Source organism: Rhodococcus sp. NPDC003318, assembly GCF_042879035.1.
In the GTDB taxonomy this organism is placed as follows: domain Bacteria; phylum Actinomycetota; class Actinomycetes; order Mycobacteriales; family Mycobacteriaceae; genus Rhodococcus_G.
This window is the reverse complement of record NZ_JBIAOU010000001.1, coordinates 873,929-891,133: the sequence shown is the minus strand read 5'-3', so window position 1 is coordinate 891,133 and position 17,205 is coordinate 873,929. Positions and strand designations below refer to the sequence as shown.

Here is a 17,205-nt window from a genome sequence, read left to right as displayed (position 1 = left end):
CGTGCCGGAACTCCCCGAGGTCGAGGTCGTCCGGCGTGGGCTCAGCGCTCACGTCGTCGGCTCGCGGGTCGACGCCGTCGAGGTGCTGCACCCGCGGGCGGTCCGCAGGCACCTGCCGGGTGGCGCCGACCTCGCCTCCCGGCTGACCGGGCTGTCGGTGACGGCTGCCCGGCGCCGCGGCAAGTACCTCTGGCTCGAGGTGGGCCCGGGCGACCTCGCCGTCGTCGTGCACCTGGGGATGAGTGGGCAGATGCTCGTGCAGACGCCCGACGTCGCGCGGGAGAAGCATCTGCGGATCCTCGCCGAACTGGACAGCGGACGCGAGCTGCGGTTCGTCGACCAGCGCACCTTCGGTGGCTGGGCACTGGCCCCACTCGTCGAGGTGGACGGAACCGCTGTGCCGGAACCGGTTTCGCACATCGCTCGCGACCCCCTCGACCCACTGTTCGATCCCGACGCCGCAGTGGCGGCGATCCGCGCCAAGCGCAGCGAGATCAAACGTGTCCTGCTCGACCAGACGGTGCTCTCCGGGGTCGGCAACATCTACGCCGACGAAGCGTTGTGGCGCAGCGGTATTCACGGTAACCGGCCGTCGGACCGGTTGACCCGCCCGCAGGCGCGGCTGCTGATCGACTCCGTGACCGACGTGATGACGGAGGCACTCGCGCAGGGCGGCACCTCCTTCGACGCGCTGTACGTCAATGTCAACGGCGAGTCCGGCTACTTCGACCGCTCGCTGTCCGCGTACGGCCGCGAGGACGAACCCTGTTCGCGCTGTGGGGCACCCATCCGGCGGGAGAAGTTCATGAACCGCTCGTCGTACAGCTGCCCGAAGTGCCAGCCGCGCCCCCGGCTGCCGCGCCGATGACGTCGGCGAGGAGCCTCGCGGTGGCGTCGGCCTTCGATTCCGGCAGCCGCGCGTAGCCGCACAGCAGCCCGCGTGGCCCGTCCGGGTCCGCGCGGTACGCGGCCAGTGCCCGGACGGTCACACCTCGTCGCTCCGCCTCGTCGGCGATCGCGAGGTCGTCGCTGGCGTCGGGCAGACGCAGGGCCACGTGCAGACCGGCCTCGACCCCCAGGGGTTCCACATCGGGCAGGTGCGTTCGCAGGGCGTCGACGAAGGCGCGCCGTCGTGCGGAGTAGGTGCGGTTCGAGCGGGCGAGATGTCTGGTCAGCGAACCGGATTCGACGAAGCCGGCGACCGCGTCCGCCGTGATCGCGCACACGGACTCGCCGCCGGAGGCGAGGGTCTCGTTCACCGCGGTCAGCAGCGGCGCGGGTGGGATCAGCCAGGCCAGACGTAGTGCCGGCGTGAGGATCTTCGAAGCCGTGCCCACGTAGGCGACCGACTCGCGTCCACCCTCGACCGTACGCAGGGCGGGCAGGGGCGCCACCCCGTACCGGAATTCGCCGTCGTAGTCGTCCTCGATCACCCATCGCCCGGCGTCGGCCGCCGCAGCGACCAGTGTCGCGCGCCGCGTCGCCGGCATCCGGGCACCCATCGGGTACTGGTGTGCCGGTGTGCAGTACACGGCGGCATCGTCGGGGCGGACGGCTGTCGGATCGAGTCCGTCCGCGTCGACGCCGATCGGGCGGATGCGGGCACCCGCCGCCGCGAGGGCCAGGCGTGCCTTCGTGTAACCGGGATCCTCGAACGCGACCCACCGCCCCGCGAGCCCTGCCGCGGCGACGAGGATCCGCAGTGCCGAGGCGACTCCGGGTACCACGACGATCTCGTCCGCGCTCACGATCACGCCGCGGGTCCGGCGCAGGTGCGTCGAGAGAACTTCCCGGAGTCGGGGGTGCGCGCTCGGTCCCGGCACGGCGTGGGGGACCGGGCCGGCGGCGGCCGTGCGCCACGCCGATCGCCAGTCGCGGCTCGAGATGAGCCCGGTGTCGGGCAGTCCGGGAGTCAGATCGAGTTCTCGGGAACCGGGATCCGGCCTCGGGGCAGGCGCCGGTGCGTTCGCCGTCGCGGTCACGTGGGCGGTGACCCCGGCGCGGGCTGCGGTGGCCGCGCCCGGCGCGACACGCGTACCGGATCCGGGCCGGGCCTCGACGAATCCGGCGGCGGACAGCTCGTCGTACGCATCGACGACCGCTGTACGCGACACCGCGAGCGCGGCGGCGAGTGCCCGGCTCGACGGGAGAACGTCGCCGGGGCCGAGCGCTCCGGACCGCAGCGCAGCGATGACGGCCCCGGCGATGCGGTGCCGGAGCGGCTCGTCGGAGTCGGTCAGCTGCAGGTGGACGGTCGACACGGCTGCGGTGCGGGCCACGCCACCACCATACTGGTCCACAGTTCTCGGCAGAAGTGGATCTGGTTTCGGAACCGGTATGGCGAGAGGGTGAACGGTATGAGTTCCTCACCCGACCTGAGCCGTGTCCACCGCCTGTCCGAGCGATCCCGTGAGCGTCGCGCCGACCTCGACGCGGTACTCGACGCCTGCGTCGTGGGGACACTCGCCACCGTCGTCGACGGACTGCCGTGGGCGGTGCCGATCCTCTACGCGCGGTCCGGCGGCCGGATCCTGCTGCACGGGTCGACCGGCGCGGGTGCGTTGCGGCACGTCGCGGCGGGGGCACCCGCGTCGCTCTGTGTCAGTGTCCTCGACGGAATCGTGCTGGCCGACAACCTCTTCGACTCGTCGGCCAATTATCGTTCCGCGGTGGTCCGCGGTTACCTGGAGACGATCACCGGCGCCGAGGCGGAGCGCGCACTCGTCGCGTTGTCGGACGCGCTGATCCCCGGCCGCAGCGCCGAGGTCCGGGTCCCGACGCGCAAGGAGCTCGCGGCGACTGTCGCCGTCGCGCTGCCGATCGACGACGGCCAGTGGACTGTCAAGGTGCGCTCCGGGCCCCCGAGCGAGGGTGACGCGGACCCGCGGGTCTGGGCGGGCGTGGTACCCGTGCGGACCGTGGCGGGTGAACCCGAACGTGCACCCTGGGTCGAGGCCGATGTCCCGGAGCCGGCCTCGGTGGGGCGGCTGCGCCGCCTGTGAGTCCTTTCGGCCCGCAGGCGGGCCGAAAGGACTCACAGGCCGTAAAGATCGCGTCAACGGCCCAGGTGGTGTCGTCAGCGAGTCGTAAAGGACGGTCACCGAAGCCAATCGGGGGAGCACTGTGCAGTGTGGCCCGGAACGGGCCGGGCTCGCCGAGCGACGGCGGGCCGCAGGCAGTGTGAAAAGGAATACGTGATGGCTGATCTGGCCTACGTGACGGTGCTCATCGGGACGTTCGCCCTGTGTTCGGGGGTGCTGCGCGCCCTGCGGACGAAGAAGGTCCGATGACCGCGAGCGGCGCTGCGAGCGTGGTGTTGATCGTGCTCGCGGCGGCCCTGGTGGTCTATCTGCTGGTCGCGCTCGTCGACCCCGAGAGGTTCTGATCGATGAATTCCGCGCTCGCAGCGGGGCTGCAGATCGCGTTCGTGGTGTTCGTCCTCGCGATCGCGTACGTTCCCCTCGGCGACTACATGGCGAAGGTGTACGACACCGGCGGCGGGTCCCGCGATCTGCGGATCGAGCGGGTGCTGTACCGGCTCTGCCGGATCGACGCCCGCGCCGAGCAGACCTGGTACGGCTACGCCGGTTCGCTGCTCGGCTTCTCCTCCGCCGGAGTGCTGCTGCTGTACGTCCTGCAGCGCGTCCAGGGCGTGCTGCCGCTCGGTGGCGGGCTCTCCGGGGTGAGTCCGGCGGTCGCGTTCAACACCGCGGCCTCCTTCGTGACGAACACCAACTGGCAGTCGTACGCACCCGAGACGACGATGAGCAACCTCACCCAGCCGCTCGGGCTCGCGGTGCAGAACTTCGTGTCCGCGGCGGTCGGCCTGGCGGTCGCGGTCGCGTTGATCCGCGGCTTCGTCCGCGTCTCGCGGGGCGGCGAGATCGGCAACTTCTGGGTCGACCTGACCCGGGGTTGCCTGCGAATTCTGTTGCCGCTCTCGTTCGTGATCGCGCTGATCCTGCTGAGCCAGGGCGTGATCCAGTCCTTCCGAACCGGATTCGACTCCACCGGCCTGGACGGCACCGTCGTCACCAACGCCCTCGCTCCGGTCGCGTCGCAGGAGGCGATCAAGGAACTCGGCACCAACGGTGGCGGCATCCTCGCCGCGAACTCCGCGCATCCGTTCGAGAACCCCACCCCGATCACCAACATCGTCGAGATCATCGCGATCCTGCTCGTCCCCGTCTGCCTGACCCGGACCTTCGGCACGACGGTCCGGGACCACAGGCAGGGCCTGACCCTGCTCGCGGTGATGGGAGTGCTGTTCGGCGGACTGCTCGCGGTGACGCTCGCCGCCGAGTCCGGCACGCGCGGTGCGGCGGCCACCGCGGCCGGCGCGATGATGGAGGGCAAGGAGGTCCGGTTCGGCATCCCCGGCAGCGCCCTGTTCGCGGTCGCCACGACCGGTACCTCCACCGGCGCGGTCAACTCCGTGCACGACAGCATGTCGCCGCTCGGTGGCGGCGCGGTGCTGCTGAACATGCTGCTCGGCGAGATCGCCCCCGGCGGCGTCGGCACCGGGCTGTACGGCATCCTCGTCCTCGCGATCATCGCCGTGTTCGTCGGGGGCCTGCTCGTCGGCCGCACCCCCGAGTACCTCGGCAAGAAGCTCGGTCGGCGGGAGATCACCCTCGCCGCGCTGTCGGTGCTGGTGATGCCCGCGCTGGTGCTGATCGGCACCTCGATCACCGTGATCCTCGGTTCGACGATCGGACACCTCGGCAACTCGGGCGATCCGGGCACCCCGCAGGCGATCCACGGCTTCACCGAAGTGCTCTACGCGTACGCGTCGGCGTCGAACAACAACGGCAGCGCCTTCGGCGGCCTCACCGTGACCAGCGACTGGTTCCAGACCTCGCTCGGCGTGTGCATGCTGCTCGGCCGGTTCCTTCCGATCCTGTTCGTCCTCGCCCTCGCCGGATCGCTTGCCTCGCAGCGGCGTTCCGAACCCAACGCGGGCACCCTGCCCACCGCCGGACCGATGTTCGCCGGACTGCTCACCGGCACCGTCGTTCTGGTGGCGGCACTCACCTTCTTCCCGGCCCTCGCACTGGGCCCGATAGCGGAGGCTCTCTCATGAGCGTGCACACCCGGGACCGTCCCCGGACGGTCCCCGACCCCGACGACGGGGCGCGGGCGAAGCCGGTCGAGGCCGGCCTGTTCGATCCCCGGCAGATGGTGACCGCGCTGCCGGGCGCGGTCCGCAAACTCGACCCTCGCCACCAGATGCGCAACCCGGTCGTGTTCGTGGTGTTCGTCGGGTCGGTGGTGACGACGGTGACGGCGCTCGCCGATCCGTCGGTGTTCGCCTGGCTGGTGGCCGCGTGGTTGTGGTTCACCGTGCTGTTCGCGAACCTCGCCGAATCCGTCGCCGAGGGCCGCGGCAAGGCTCAGGCCGCGAGCCTGCGAAAGGTCAAGCAGGACACCATCGCCCACCGGATCACCGCCTCCGGTGGCACCGAGGTCGTGCCGAGCACCGAGCTGTCCGTGGGGGACCGGGTCGTGGTCACCGCGGGTGAGGTGATCCCCGGCGACGGCGACGTGGTGGAGGGCATCGCCACCGTCGACGAGTCCGCGATCACCGGCGAATCCGCGCCCGTGGTCCGCGAATCCGGCGGCGACCGGTGTGCGGTCACCGGCGGCACCGTCGTGCTCTCGGACCGGATCGTCGTCGAGATCTCCACGGCGCCGGGGCAGTCGTTCGTGGACCGGATGATCGCGCTCGTCGAGGGCGCGTCGCGGCGCAAGACGCCGAACGAGATCGCGCTGAACATCCTGCTCGCGTCGCTGACCGTCATCTTCCTGCTCGCCGTGGTCGCCATCGGGCCGATGGGCCTGTACGCGGGCCACGAGCAGGACCCGATCAAGCTGATCGCGCTGCTGGTGTGCCTGATCCCCACCACGATCGGCGCATTGCTCTCGGCGATCGGGATCGCGGGCATGGACCGGTTGGTGCAGCGCAACGTGCTGGCCATGTCCGGCCGCGCGGTCGAGGCCGCCGGCGACATCGACACCCTGCTGATGGACAAGACCGGCACCATCACCTTCGGCAACCGCCGGGCCACCGCGCTGTATCCGGCGCCGGGCGTCGACGCCGCGGAACTCGCGGCCGCGGCGCGACTGTCGAGCCTCGCGGACGGGACGCCCGAGGGACGCAGCATCATCGAGCTGTGCGCCGCCGAATTCGGGCTCTCCACCGACCCGAGTGACGCGGAGAAGTCAGCCGAGTTCGTCCTGTTCACCGCGCAGACGCGGATGAGCGGGCTCGACATGCGGGGCGACGCCGATCAGGTCCGGCAGATTCGCAAGGGTGCCGGCGATGCCGTCCTCGGCTGGGTGAGCCCACGGGGTGGGTCCGCCGATGCCGCGGTGACGGACACCGTGAACGAGATCGCCGCGCTGGGTGGCACTCCGCTCGTGGTGGCCGAGGCCTCGCCGGACAGGGTGCGGATTCTCGGCGTGATCCGGCTCTCCGACGTCGTGAAACCCGGGATCGCGCAGCGGTTCGCGGAGTTGCGCGCGATGGGCATCCGAACGGTGATGGTGACCGGCGACAACCCGTTGACGGCCAAGGCGATCGCCGCGGAGGCCGGGGTGGACGACTACATGGCAGAGGCCACCCCGGAGGACAAGCTCGCCCTGATCCGAAGGGAGCAGGCCGGCGGGCGGCTGGTCGCGATGACCGGGGACGGCACCAACGACGCTCCGGCGCTCGCGCAGGCCGACGTCGGGGTCGCGATGAACACCGGAACCTCCGCCGCGAAGGAGGCGGGGAACATGGTGGACCTCGACTCGGACCCGACGAAGCTGATCGAGGTCGTGGAGATAGGCAAGCAACTGCTGATCACGCGCGGGGCCTTGACCACGTTCTCGCTGGCCAACGATCTGGCGAAGTACTTCGCGATCCTGCCTGCCCTGTTCAGCGTGATCTATCCGCAGCTGGACTCCCTGAACATCATGCGCCTGGCGACGCCGGAGTCGGCGATCGTGTCGGCGGTGGTGTTCAACGCACTCGTGATCGTGGCGTTGATCCCTCTGGCGCTCAAGGGGGTCCGCTACCGGCCGTCGACCGCCTCGACGCTGTTGGGGCGGAACCTGTTGGTGTACGGACTCGGTGGGGTGATCACGCCGTTCGTCGGGATCTGGCTGATCGACCTCGTCGTCCGGCTGGTTCCCGGGATCGGGTGAGGGACATGCGATTCACGATCGGATTTCTCCGTCAGATCGGCGCCGGGCTGATGGTCCTGCTCGCGCTGACCGCGGTCCTGGGCGTCCTGTATCCCGCCGCCGTGTGGGGGATCGGACGGATCTCCTCCGGCTCCGCGGAGGGCTCTCCCGTCCGGGACACCAACGGGTGCGTGGTCGGCAGCCGGTGGGTGGGCGTCGACCCCCGGGTGGCCGCGGGCGCACCGGACCCGTTCTTCCACGCCCGGCAGACCGGGTCGGTGTCCGACGACGACCCGTTCGCGACCGGTGATCCGGCCGTCGCGCTGCCCACCAACCAGGGACCGAGCAGCGACGTCGTCGCCGGCTTCGTCCTGGCCCGTCGGACCGCGATCGCCGAGCGCGAGGGCGTGTCACCGGACCAGGTGCCAGTCGACGCGCTGACCGGGTCCGGGTCCGGCATCGACCCGCACATCAGCCCCGCATACGCGCGGCTGCAGGTGCCTCGCGTCGCCCAGGTCACCGGGTTGAGCGAGGAGAGGGTACGGGCCCTGGTCGACGAGCACACCGAAGGCCGCCAGCTCGGATTCCTCGGTGAGGAGCGGGTGAACGTGCTCGAACTCGACCTCGCGCTCGGACTGACGGCACCGGTTTGTGTGACCACGGGTGGATGATGACGATGTGAGTGGTACCGAGTCCACGCCGCGACCCGCGGTGAGCGGCAGCGACACCGCCCGGAAACGTGGCGAGCTGCGCATCTACCTGGGCGCCGCGCCGGGCGTCGGCAAGACCTACGCCATGCTCGGCGAGGCGCACCGGCGCCGCGAGCGGGGCACCGATGTGGTCGCGGCCGTGGTGGACACCCACGGCCGCGCCCGCACCGCCGCGCAGATCGGGGACCTCGAGGTGATCCCGCCGAAGATCGTCGAGTACCGGGGTACCCGGATGGGGGAGCTGGACGTCGACGCGGTCCTGCGGAGGCGGCCGGCGCTCGTCCTCGTCGACGAACTCGCCCACACGAACACGCCGGGCAGCCGCAACGAGAAACGCTGGCAGGACGTCGAGGAGATCCTCGTCGCCGGAATCGACGTGCTGTCCACGGTCAACGTCCAGCATCTCGAATCGCTGAACGACGTGGTGCAGCAGATCACCGGGGTGACGCAGCGGGAAACCCTGCCGGACGCGGTGGTCCGCGGCGCCGCCCAGGTCGAGCTCGTCGACATCACCCCGGAAGCACTGCGGCGCAGACTCTCCCACGGAAACGTGTACGCCGCCGACAAGGTCGACGCGGCGCTGGGCAACTACTTCCGGCGCGGGAACCTCACCGCGCTGCGGGAACTGGCGTTGCTGTGGGTTGCCGACCAGGTCGACGCCGCGCTCGCGAAGTACCGCGCCGAGAACGCGATCACCGACACCTGGGAAGCGCGGGAACGGATCGTCGTCGCCGTCACCGGCGGGCCGGAGTCCGAGACCCTGATCCGGCGGGCGAGCCGCATCGCGTCGAAGGCCAGCGCCGAGCTGATGATCGTGCACGTGGTGCGCGGCGACGGGCTGGCCGGAGTGTCCGCGCCCGAGATGGGGAAGGTGCGCACCCTCGCGGCCGGCATCGGCGCCACCCTGCACAGTGTCGTCGGCGACGACGTCCCGGCGACGTTGCTCGACTTCGCGCGCTCCGCGAACGCGACGCAACTGGTGCTCGGGACGTCGCGGAGGTCCCGGTGGGCGCGGATCCTGGACGAGGGGATCGGGGCCACGGTCGTCCGGCAGTCCGGCGGCATCGACGTCCACATGGTCACCCACGGGGAAGTCGCCGTGTCCCGGCGCTGGCTGCCGTCCGGGTCGCGGCCCCGCCGCGCGCTGTCCTGGGTGGCGGCGGTGCTCGTACCCTCACTGGCCGCGCTGATCATGTGGGCCGTCAACGCCCGGTACGACGTCGGCGGGGAGAACGCACTGTTCTTCATCGTCGTCCTGATGGTCGCGCTGCTCGGGGGCGTCGCGCCGGCGGCCCTGTCCGCACTGATCTCCGGGTTGCTGCTCAACTACTTCTTCACCCCGCCGCTGCGCAGCTTCACGATCGCCGAACCCGACAACTTCATCACCACCGTCGTGCTGCTGGTGATCGCCGTCGCCGTCGCGGTCCTCGTCGACGAGGCCGCCAAACGTGCCCGCGAGGCCCGCCGGGCGTCCCAGGAGGCCGAACTCCTCGCACTGTTCGCCGGGTCGGTGCTCCGGGGTGCCGACCTGCCCGCGCTCCTCGACAGGGTGCGGGAAACCTACGGACAGCAGGCGGTCTCCGTGATCCACCGAACCGGGGGCATGGTCAGTGCGGTGGGCGACGACGCGCCCGCCACCCCGGGTGACGCCGACACCGTGTGCGAGGCGGGGGAGTACGCCCTGGCGTTGCGGGGACCCGAGGTCGCGGGCACGGATCGTCGGGTGCTCACGGCCGTCGCGAACCAGGCCGTCGGGCTGATCCGCCAGGAGGAGTTGGCGGCGGAGGCCATGCAGGCGCGGGCTCTGGCCGAGGCCGACCGGCTGCGGCGGGCCCTGCTGTCCGCGGTCAGCCACGACCTGCGCACGCCCCTGGCCGCGGTGAAGTTCGCCGTGTCGAGCCTGCGCAGCGACGACGTCGAGTTCTCGCCCGAGGACACCGCGGAACTGCTTGCCACGGTGGAGGAGTCGACCGACCAGTTGACGAACCTGGTCGGGAACCTGCTCGACTCGTCGCGGCTCGCGGCCGGTGTCGTGCGGCCGACACTGCGGCCGGTGTACCTCGACGAGGTGGTGCATCGGGCACTCGTCGGGGTCGGGACGGGGCCAGCGCGGACGGTGCGCGACCGGGTGCGGGTCGATGTCGGCGGGCACGCTGTCATGGCGGACAGCGGACTGCTCGAACGTGTGGTGGCGAACCTGGTGGACAACGCCCTGCGGTACGCGCCGGACGGTGTGGTGCGCATCGGGGCGGGAGCGGTCAAGGACCGGGTGCTCCTCACCGTCGCGGACTCCGGCCCGGGAATCGCCCGCGGCGCCGAGGAGCAGATGTTCGACTCGTTCCAGCGACTCGGCGACCGGGACACCACCAGCGGTGTCGGACTCGGATTGTCCGTGGTGCGCGGCTTCGTCGAGGCGATGGGCGGCACCGTCACCGCCACCGACACTCCCGGCGGTGGGCTGACGATGGTGGTGGATCTCGCGGGAATCGGAAAGGCTGGCTGAGTGACTCGAATACTGGTGATCGACGACGAACCGCAGATCCTGCGCGCGTTGCGCATCAACCTCAGTGTGCGGGGATACGAGGTGACCACGGCGAGCAGCGGTGCCGCCGCGTTGCGAGCGGCGGCCGAGCGCAGCCCCGAGGTGATCGTGCTCGATCTCGGCCTGCCCGACATGGACGGTATCGAAGTGCTTGCCGGACTGCGTGGTTGGTCGACGGCGCCGGTGATCGTGCTGTCCGCCCGCACCGATTCGGCGGACAAGGTCGCCGCCCTCGACGCCGGCGCCGACGACTACGTCACCAAACCGTTCGGGATGGACGAGTTCCTGGCCCGGCTGCGGGCCGCGGTGCGCCGCGGTGCCGCCGCGTCCGACACCGCGGACCCGGTGGTCGTGACCGATGCGTTCACCGTCGACCTCGCCGCGAAGCGGGTGGTCCGGGGTGACGCGGAGGTGCACCTGACCCCCACCGAGTGGGGCATGCTCGAGATGCTGGTCCGGAACAAGGGCAAGCTGGTCGGGCAGAAGGAACTGCTGCGCGAGGTGTGGGGTCCGGCCTACGCCACCGAAACGCATTACCTCCGCGTGTATCTCGCGCAACTGCGCCGCAAACTCGAGGACGACCCGTCCAAGCCCCGGTACCTGATCACCGAGGCGGGCATGGGGTACCGCTTCCAGGAGTGACCGGACGCACGTGTTCCGAGGTCACCGGGTGATGGCAGGATTGGGCCATGGCTGAACAGACCTCCGAGAACGCTCCCGCCGCGACCGAACTGTGGGTCGAGCGCACCGGCACCCGCCGCTACACCGGCCGCAGCTCGCGCGGCGCGGAGGTACTGATCGGGTCGGAGTCGGTGGACGGCGTGTTCACACCCGGCGAACTGCTCAAGATCGCGCTCGCCGCGTGCACCGGGATGAGCTCGGACCTGCCGCTCTCGCGCCGTCTCGGCGACAACTACGACGCGACGGTGCGTGTCTCCGGCGCCGCCGACCGTGAGAACGAGGTCTACCCCCTCCTGCAGGAGGTGCTCGAACTCGACCTCAGCGAACTCGACCCCGAGGCCCGGGGTCGCCTGCTGACCGTCGTGGAGAAGTCGGTCGACAAGGTGTGCACCGTGGGCCGCACCCTCAAAACCGGCACCGTCGTGGAACTTTCGATCGAGACGGATTCGTGATCTCATAGGCGCCGTGGTGAGCACCGAGCAGGTTCGACTGACAGCGTGGGTGCACGGCACCGTGCAGGGTGTCGGATTTCGGTGGTGGACGCGCTCGCGCGCACTGGAACTGGGCCTGATCGGGCATGCGACGAACCGCCCCGACGGCCGGGTGCTCGTCATCGCGGAGGGCCCCCGCCACCAGTGCGAGCGACTGCTCGATCTGCTGCGGTCCGGTTCGACACCCGGCACCGTCGACCTCGTCGTCGAGAGCTGGTCCGACGCGGCCGGTGGTCTCGTCGGATTCGTCGAGCGCTGACCACCTGCGTCCGGCAACGGGCATCCGGCGTCCGGCAAGAGCCTCCGCCAACCGGCGCCGGTGTGTGTGAACCCGCGCCCCTCCGGCTGAGGGCCGCCTTCGTGCGGTTGGTCGAGATGAAGGGGGCCTTCAGCCGGGGATGCGGGAGGCCGACGGCGCGCCGGGGTGGGTGGGTGCCTTAGGGTCTGACAACGATGCCGACGCACGAGGGGGATGGGTCCATGGGACCGGACGACGCCATGGGGCCGGAGGACACGCCGAACAGCGGGGATCCGAACAGCGGCGCGGCGGGAGAACCCGGAGCGGATCCGCAGGCCGGACGCATCCGTCGCCAGGAACCCGGCGCCACGACACCGCGGCCCCCCACGGTGGGGGAGGCCCGCGCCCGGGACAAGGCGCGCCGTGCCCGCGCGGAGCAGGAGCGGATCGCCGCCGAGCAGGCCGCGAAGGAGGAAGCCAAGCGCCGGACCCGCCGCCGGGCGATGATCGGCGGTGTCGCCGTCGTCGGCGTCGTCGGACTCGTCGCGCTCGGATACTCGGTGCTGTCCTCCGACGAGGTCGAGGCCACGTGCATCGACCCCGAGACGGAGGTCGTGGTCGACGACTCGTACTGCACCTCGGGCACCCCCGGCGCCGGCGGCATGTTCATCTACGCCGGATCGTCCTACCGCTACTACTACGGCGGAAGCAACGGCGGCGTGGGTACCAAGGTGTCCGGCGGCACCGTCGTCACCCCGAAGGGGACGACCGTCAAGACCAAGTCCGGCGTCACGATTCAGCGCGGCGGCTTCGGCTCCAAGATCTCCGGAAGCAGCGGGACCTAGGCCGTGCCTCCCCATCCCCGAGTGAGATCAGGAGGTATGCCCTGATGAGACGACTTCGGAGCACCCCGCGTCCGGGCTGGCAGGAGATCGTGGCCGCCCAGGGCATGGTGTTCGGCACGCCGGCGCGAGGAACCGACGGTGGCGCCCGGCCGTACTGGGACGAGTCCGTGCACTACGAGTTCGAGATGGACGAGGTCCTCGCTCTCGAGGCGGACGTCGAACTGCTGCACTCGATGTGCCTGAACGCCGTCGAGCACGTCATCCTCACCGAGCGCTACCGCGACTTCGGGTTGCCCGAGTGGACGTGGGAGCCGATCGCGCAGTCGTGGCGTCGCGGCGACCCGCACGTGTACGGGCGTTTCGACCTGCGCTACGACGCACGCCGGCCCGCGAAACTGCTCGAGTACAACGCGGACACCCCGACGACGCTGCTGGAGGCGTCGATCCTGCAGTGGCACTGGCTCACCGACACCCACCCGGGCGACGACCAGTGGAACTCACTGCACGAGAAGCTGGTCGCGCGGTGGGCCGAGATCCGTGCCCAACTGCCCAGTGCGGAACTGCACCTGACGTGGTCGAGTGCCGACCTGAGCGGTGAGGACAACGTCACCGTCGCGTACATGCAGGAGTGCGCCGCCGAGGCCGGGCTGGACACCGTCGCCCTCGCGATCGAGGAGATCGGGTTCGACTTCGACCTGCACCGGTTCGTCGACCTGGAGGAGGCGCCGATCTCCTCGCTGTTCAAGCTGTACCCGTGGGAGTGGGCGCTCGACGACGAATTCGGAAGGCGCGCAGTCGAACTGCTACCGCAGACGCTGTGGATCGAGCCGCTGTGGAAGGCGATCCTGAGCAACAAGGCCATCCTCGCGGTGTTGTGGGAGATGTACCCCGGACACCCGAACCTGCTCCCCGCGTATCTCGACGATCCGCACGAACTCACCGAGTACGTCCGCAAGCCGAAGCTCGGCCGTGAGGGCGCCAATGTCTCCATCGTCGGCGCCGGCATGGACACCAGCACCGGCGGCATCTACGGGGAGGAGGGTTTCGTGTATCAATTGCTCGACCCACTCCCCGAATTCGACGGCATGCGGCCGGCGCTCGGGGCGTGGATCGTCGGTGACGAATCCGCGGGTCTCGGTATTCGGGAGACCGCAGGCCTGGTCACCGACGACGGCGCGGCGTTCGTGCCGCACCGCATTCCTCAGGCGTAGACCGCCCCACCACCCACGGCCCGGCCCATCCGGCCCGACGAACGGAGCACTCGATGACCACTGCGGTGGTAGCCCTCGGCAGCGACTACTGGAACACCCTCGGCCGCGGGGTGTCGGCGATCGTGCTGTACGCGATCCTCGGCCTGGCCCTGATGGTCCTGGGGTTCTTCGCGATCGACTGGACGACCCCCGGACATCTGCGCACCCTGGTGCGGGAGGGCCGGCCGAACGCTGCCGTCGTCACCGCGTCGGGGATGGTGAGCATGGCGCTGATCGTCGTGCTCGCGATCTACGCGTCGTCCGGTCGGCTCGTGGAGGGTCTGATCTACAGCGGGGTGTTCGGGCTCGTCGGCATCGCCGCGCAGGTGATCTCGGTGCGTCTCGTGGAGCTCGTGACCGCGATCGACATCGGTGAGGTCCTCGTCCGGGACCGGTTCACTCCCGAGGTGCTCGTGGTCGCGGCAGCGCACGTCGCGCTGGGGCTCGTCGTCGCGGTCGCGATCCTGTGACGGTCGCGGTCGCGATCCTGTGACGGTCGCGAGCCGCGATCGGTGACGACGTCCCGTGCGCCCCACCTGCACTGATGCGGAACACCTGCCCCATCTGTAACACTGACCGATGGTGTCGGGGAAACACACACCATTGCGGGTCGATCATCGGATGGTTCGGTCGGTGTCCTCACGGGGGTGAGGCGCCGTCGGTTGACCGGATGTTCGGCACCGGGGGAAGGCGTTCGTTCATGTTCAGAGCAGCATTGTCCGGTCGGGTGGGGCGCGGCGTGCGCGCACTGTCGGCGACGGCGGTCGTCGCGGGTACCGCGGGGGGTGCGGTCGCGGGTGCCGCCCCGATCACGCACCGGGCACCGGCGGGTGGGTACGAAGAGGTGTGGGTGCCCTCGTCGATGGGTCCGATCAAGGTCCAGATCCAGTGGGCCGCGCGCGGCGGCAGCGCGGCCCTATACCTGCTCGACGGGATGCGGGCCCGCGACGACTACAACGCCTGGTCTCACGAGACCAACGCGCTCGCGCAGTACGCCAACGACAACGTCACGCTCGTGATGCCGGTCGGTGGCGAATCCTCCTTCTACAGCGACTGGATGTCCCCGTCGAACTTCAACGGCCAGGACGTCACGTACCGGTGGGAGACCTTCCTGACCAAGGAACTCCCCGACTACCTCGCGACCCGCGGCGTGTCGCGCACCGACAACGGTGTGCTCGGTCTGTCGATGGGCGGTTCGGCGGCCCTGACCCTGGCTGCCTACCACCGGGACCAGTTCACGTTCGCCGGTTCGCTCTCGGGTTACCTGAACATCTCCGCGCCGGGCATGCGTGAGGCGATCCGCGTCGCGATGCTCGACGCCGGCCGCTTCAACGTCGACTCGATGTGGGGTCCGCCGTGGGGCCAGTCCTGGCTGCGCAACGACCCGTTCGTGTTCGCTCCGCAACTGCGGGGACTGTCGCTGTACGTCTCGGCGTCCAGTGGGCTGACCGGGCCGTACGACCACCCGCAGGGCGTGCTCGACTACTACAACACCGCGAACGGGATGGCGCTCGAGGCGCTCGCGCTGGCCAACTCCCGCGCGTTCCAGGTGCGGTTGGACACCCTCGGCGTCCCGGCGACCTACAGTTTCCCCGCGGCGGGCACCCACTCCTGGCCGTACTGGGAGGCGGAGTTGTGGAAGGCCCGTCCGCAGATCCTGAACGCGCTGAACGCCTGGTGACGGTCAGCTGCCGAGCTCGGCGTCGGGGAGTCCGCGCGTGACGGTGTCGCCGTCGAAGTACGCGGGCTCCCGGCGTCGCCACCACCACATCAGCGGGAATCCCAGCAGCATCGAACCCACGCCGAGCAGGAACACCCCGCCGATCTGCCAGTGCGGAGCGAACGGCAGCGTCCAGTGGGTCTCGCCGTAGTCGGCGGCGAACGACGTCACGGCCGTCCACCCGGCCGCGAACAGCAGCATCGCGCCGCCGGCGAGGGGGAGTACCACCTGCATCCACCGCGCACGTCCGCCCCCGCGCAGGGCGGCGCGGTACAACCATGCACACGCGAGTCCGGTCATCCCGTAGTAGAACCCGATCGCGATGCCGATGGCGGACACCGAGTCGTAGATCAGGTCGCCCGCGGCGACGAAGTTGAACGCGATGTACAGCGCGGCCGACACGCCGCCCATCGCCAGCGTGGACACCGTCGGGGTCAGGAACCGCGGATGGACCTTCGCGAAGGACTCGGGCAGCGCCTTGAACACGCCCATCGACAGCGTGGTGCGGGCGGTCGGCAGGATCGTGGTCTGCGTCGACGCGATCGCCGACGTCAGGATCATCAGCAGCAGCACGTGGACGAGGATCTGCCCGAGCGGACCCTCCCCGAACACCGCCGTACCGAGCGCGGCGAAGAAGTCGTCGAAGTGCTCCGGATTCGCGAGTCCGTTGCCCTCCTCGCCGACCCCGGCGAACGACTGCGCCGCGAGGGTCACCAGGACGTACAGAGAGACCAGCACGATCGTCGAGATCACCGCCGACCGCCCCGGTGTGCGCCGGGCGTCGACGGTCTCCTCGTTCACCGACATCACAGAGTCCCAGCCCCAGTAGATGAACACCATCAGGAGCATCGCGTTGACGAAGGTCGAGAAGGAGCCGATCTCGAGCGGGTTGAACCAGCTCCACTGCGGTGTCAGGGCCGCGTCTCCGGCGGTGCCCGACCAGACCCGCACGAGCGCCACCGCCGCGAACACCACCAGGGCGACGAACTCGACGGTCAACAGCACGGACTGCACGCGCGCCGAGATCTCGATGCCGCGGAAGCACAGCCACGTCATCGCGAGCATGTACGCGACGCCGAGCGCGAGCACCGCGACATGTGTGGGGTCGTGGCCGATGCCGTCGGCGCCGACCAGCAGGAACGTGTACTGACCCGCGACCTGGGCCATGCTGGCCATCACCAGCACGTCCGCCACCACGATCGCCCAGCCGCTCATCCACCCCCAGGACGGCCCGAACGCCCGTGCCGCCCACACGAACGTCGTCCCGCAGTCCGGATCGGCGCGGTTGAGTTGCTGGTAGCCGAATGCCGCGAGCAGCACGGGGACGAACGCGAGCGCCGCGATGGCCGGCGCCTGCAGTCCGACCGCGGCGACGACGAGGCCCAGCGTGGCGGCGATGCTGTACGCCGGCCCCGCCGACGCCACGCCGATCACGACGCTCGACGTCAGGGTCAGGGCGCCTGTTCGAAGTCCCTTCCCGGTGGTATCCATGGAATGTCGTGCGGCGGCCGCCGCGTCCTCGGTCACCCGGGGGAGGGTAGTGCAGTGCGTCCGCCGC

Annotated in this window: 16 protein-coding genes; 14 read left to right on the top strand and 2 right to left on the bottom strand. The window is 70.2% G+C overall.

Annotated features, from left to right (window positions below; all coding sequences use genetic code 11):
* The first annotated feature begins 1 nt into the window (after window position 1).
* Window positions 2–868, top strand: a complete 867-nt coding sequence (gene mutM, locus ACFYVR_RS03960) for a bifunctional DNA-formamidopyrimidine glycosylase/DNA-(apurinic or apyrimidinic site) lyase (RefSeq protein WP_387469808.1) — start codon at window positions 2–4, stop codon at window positions 866–868.
* Here mutM and ACFYVR_RS03955 read toward each other — a convergent pair.
* Window positions 804–2,279, bottom strand: coding sequence for a PLP-dependent aminotransferase family protein (locus tag ACFYVR_RS03955; protein ID WP_387469806.1), 1,476 nt, complete (start codon window positions 2,277–2,279; stop codon window positions 804–806). The two genes, mutM and ACFYVR_RS03955, sit on opposite strands and share 65 nt — an antisense overlap.
* 78 nt (window positions 2,280–2,357) lie before the next feature.
* On the opposite strand from ACFYVR_RS03955, the gene ACFYVR_RS03950 reads away from it, so the two are divergent.
* From ACFYVR_RS03950 to ACFYVR_RS03890, 13 genes are all read left to right on the top strand, one after another.
* The gene (locus ACFYVR_RS03950; RefSeq protein WP_387469804.1) at window positions 2,358–3,002 is read left to right on the top strand and encodes a pyridoxamine 5'-phosphate oxidase family protein; all 645 of its coding nucleotides are present in this window, start codon (window positions 2,358–2,360) and stop codon (window positions 3,000–3,002) included.
* Between the two features lie 284 nt (window positions 3,003–3,286).
* Entirely contained in the window at window positions 3,287–3,385 is a 99-nt protein-coding gene (kdpF, locus tag ACFYVR_RS03945; protein WP_387469802.1) for a K(+)-transporting ATPase subunit F, read from the top strand.
* A 3-nt stretch (window positions 3,386–3,388) separates the two neighbouring features.
* A complete protein-coding gene (kdpA, locus tag ACFYVR_RS03940) occupies window positions 3,389–5,083 on the top strand; it encodes a potassium-transporting ATPase subunit KdpA (protein ID WP_387469800.1) in 1,695 nt (564 codons plus the stop codon).
* Complete coding sequence (kdpB, locus tag ACFYVR_RS03935) at window positions 5,080–7,191, top strand: potassium-transporting ATPase subunit KdpB (RefSeq protein ID WP_387469798.1); 2,112 nt, start codon at window positions 5,080–5,082, stop codon at window positions 7,189–7,191. The genes kdpA and kdpB overlap by 4 nt, the downstream gene beginning before the upstream one ends.
* A 5-nt stretch (window positions 7,192–7,196) precedes the next feature.
* Window positions 7,197–7,841, top strand: coding sequence for a potassium-transporting ATPase subunit C (locus ACFYVR_RS03930; RefSeq protein WP_387469796.1), 645 nt, complete (start codon window positions 7,197–7,199; stop codon window positions 7,839–7,841).
* A gap of 7 nt (window positions 7,842–7,848) precedes the next feature.
* Window positions 7,849–10,383, top strand: a complete 2,535-nt coding sequence (locus tag ACFYVR_RS03925; RefSeq protein WP_387469794.1) for a DUF4118 domain-containing protein — start codon at window positions 7,849–7,851, stop codon at window positions 10,381–10,383.
* Complete coding sequence (locus ACFYVR_RS03920; RefSeq protein WP_387469792.1) at window positions 10,384–11,064, top strand: response regulator; 681 nt, start codon at window positions 10,384–10,386, stop codon at window positions 11,062–11,064.
* 47 nt (window positions 11,065–11,111) lie between these two features.
* Window positions 11,112–11,555 carry an OsmC family protein gene (locus tag ACFYVR_RS03915; RefSeq protein WP_387469790.1) on the top strand — a complete coding sequence of 148 codons (444 nt, stop codon included), beginning with the start codon at window positions 11,112–11,114 and terminating at the stop codon, window positions 11,553–11,555.
* Window positions 11,556–11,568: 13 nt separating this feature from the next.
* Complete coding sequence (locus ACFYVR_RS03910; RefSeq protein WP_387469788.1) at window positions 11,569–11,853, top strand: acylphosphatase; 285 nt, start codon at window positions 11,569–11,571, stop codon at window positions 11,851–11,853.
* 323 nt (window positions 11,854–12,176) lie between these two features.
* Window positions 12,177–12,677: a hypothetical protein gene (locus ACFYVR_RS03905; RefSeq protein WP_387470344.1), complete on the top strand. Its 501-nt coding sequence runs from the start codon at window positions 12,177–12,179 to the stop codon at window positions 12,675–12,677.
* Window positions 12,678–12,721: 44 nt separating this feature from the next.
* On the top strand, window positions 12,722–13,888 hold the full coding sequence (locus ACFYVR_RS03900) for a glutathionylspermidine synthase family protein (RefSeq protein ID WP_387469786.1): 1,167 nt from the start codon (window positions 12,722–12,724) through the stop codon (window positions 13,886–13,888).
* 53 nt (window positions 13,889–13,941) lie between these two features.
* Window positions 13,942–14,397: a DUF350 domain-containing protein gene (locus ACFYVR_RS03895; RefSeq protein ID WP_387469784.1), complete on the top strand. Its 456-nt coding sequence runs from the start codon at window positions 13,942–13,944 to the stop codon at window positions 14,395–14,397.
* A 230-nt stretch (window positions 14,398–14,627) separates the two neighbouring features.
* On the top strand, window positions 14,628–15,608 hold the full coding sequence (locus tag ACFYVR_RS03890) for an alpha/beta hydrolase (protein WP_387469782.1): 981 nt from the start codon (window positions 14,628–14,630) through the stop codon (window positions 15,606–15,608).
* Between the two features lie 3 nt (window positions 15,609–15,611).
* On the opposite strand, the gene ACFYVR_RS03885 is transcribed toward ACFYVR_RS03890, so the two are convergent.
* Complete coding sequence (locus ACFYVR_RS03885; protein WP_387469780.1) at window positions 15,612–17,174, bottom strand: APC family permease; 1,563 nt, start codon at window positions 17,172–17,174, stop codon at window positions 15,612–15,614.
* Window positions 17,175–17,205 lie beyond the last annotated feature (31 nt).

Excerpts from the sequence above, each read along its gene's own strand:
- ACFYVR_RS03950 (WP_387469804.1), top strand. The coding sequence starts at position 2,358 with ATGAGTTCCTCACCCGACCTGAGCCGTGTCCACCGCCTGTCCGAGCGA.
- ACFYVR_RS03890 (WP_387469782.1), top strand. The coding sequence starts at position 14,628 with ATGTTCAGAGCAGCATTGTCCGGTCGGGTGGGGCGCGGCGTGCGCGCA.
- ACFYVR_RS03915 (WP_387469790.1), top strand. The coding sequence starts at position 11,112 with ATGGCTGAACAGACCTCCGAGAACGCTCCCGCCGCGACCGAACTGTGG.
- ACFYVR_RS03900 (WP_387469786.1), top strand. The coding sequence starts at position 12,722 with ATGAGACGACTTCGGAGCACCCCGCGTCCGGGCTGGCAGGAGATCGTG.
- kdpB (WP_387469798.1), top strand. The coding sequence starts at position 5,080 with ATGAGCGTGCACACCCGGGACCGTCCCCGGACGGTCCCCGACCCCGAC.
- kdpA (WP_387469800.1), top strand. The coding sequence starts at position 3,389 with ATGAATTCCGCGCTCGCAGCGGGGCTGCAGATCGCGTTCGTGGTGTTC.
- kdpF (WP_387469802.1), top strand. The coding sequence starts at position 3,287 with ATGACCGCGAGCGGCGCTGCGAGCGTGGTGTTGATCGTGCTCGCGGCG.
- ACFYVR_RS03895 (WP_387469784.1), top strand. The coding sequence starts at position 13,942 with ATGACCACTGCGGTGGTAGCCCTCGGCAGCGACTACTGGAACACCCTC.
- ACFYVR_RS03930 (WP_387469796.1), top strand. The coding sequence starts at position 7,197 with ATGCGATTCACGATCGGATTTCTCCGTCAGATCGGCGCCGGGCTGATG.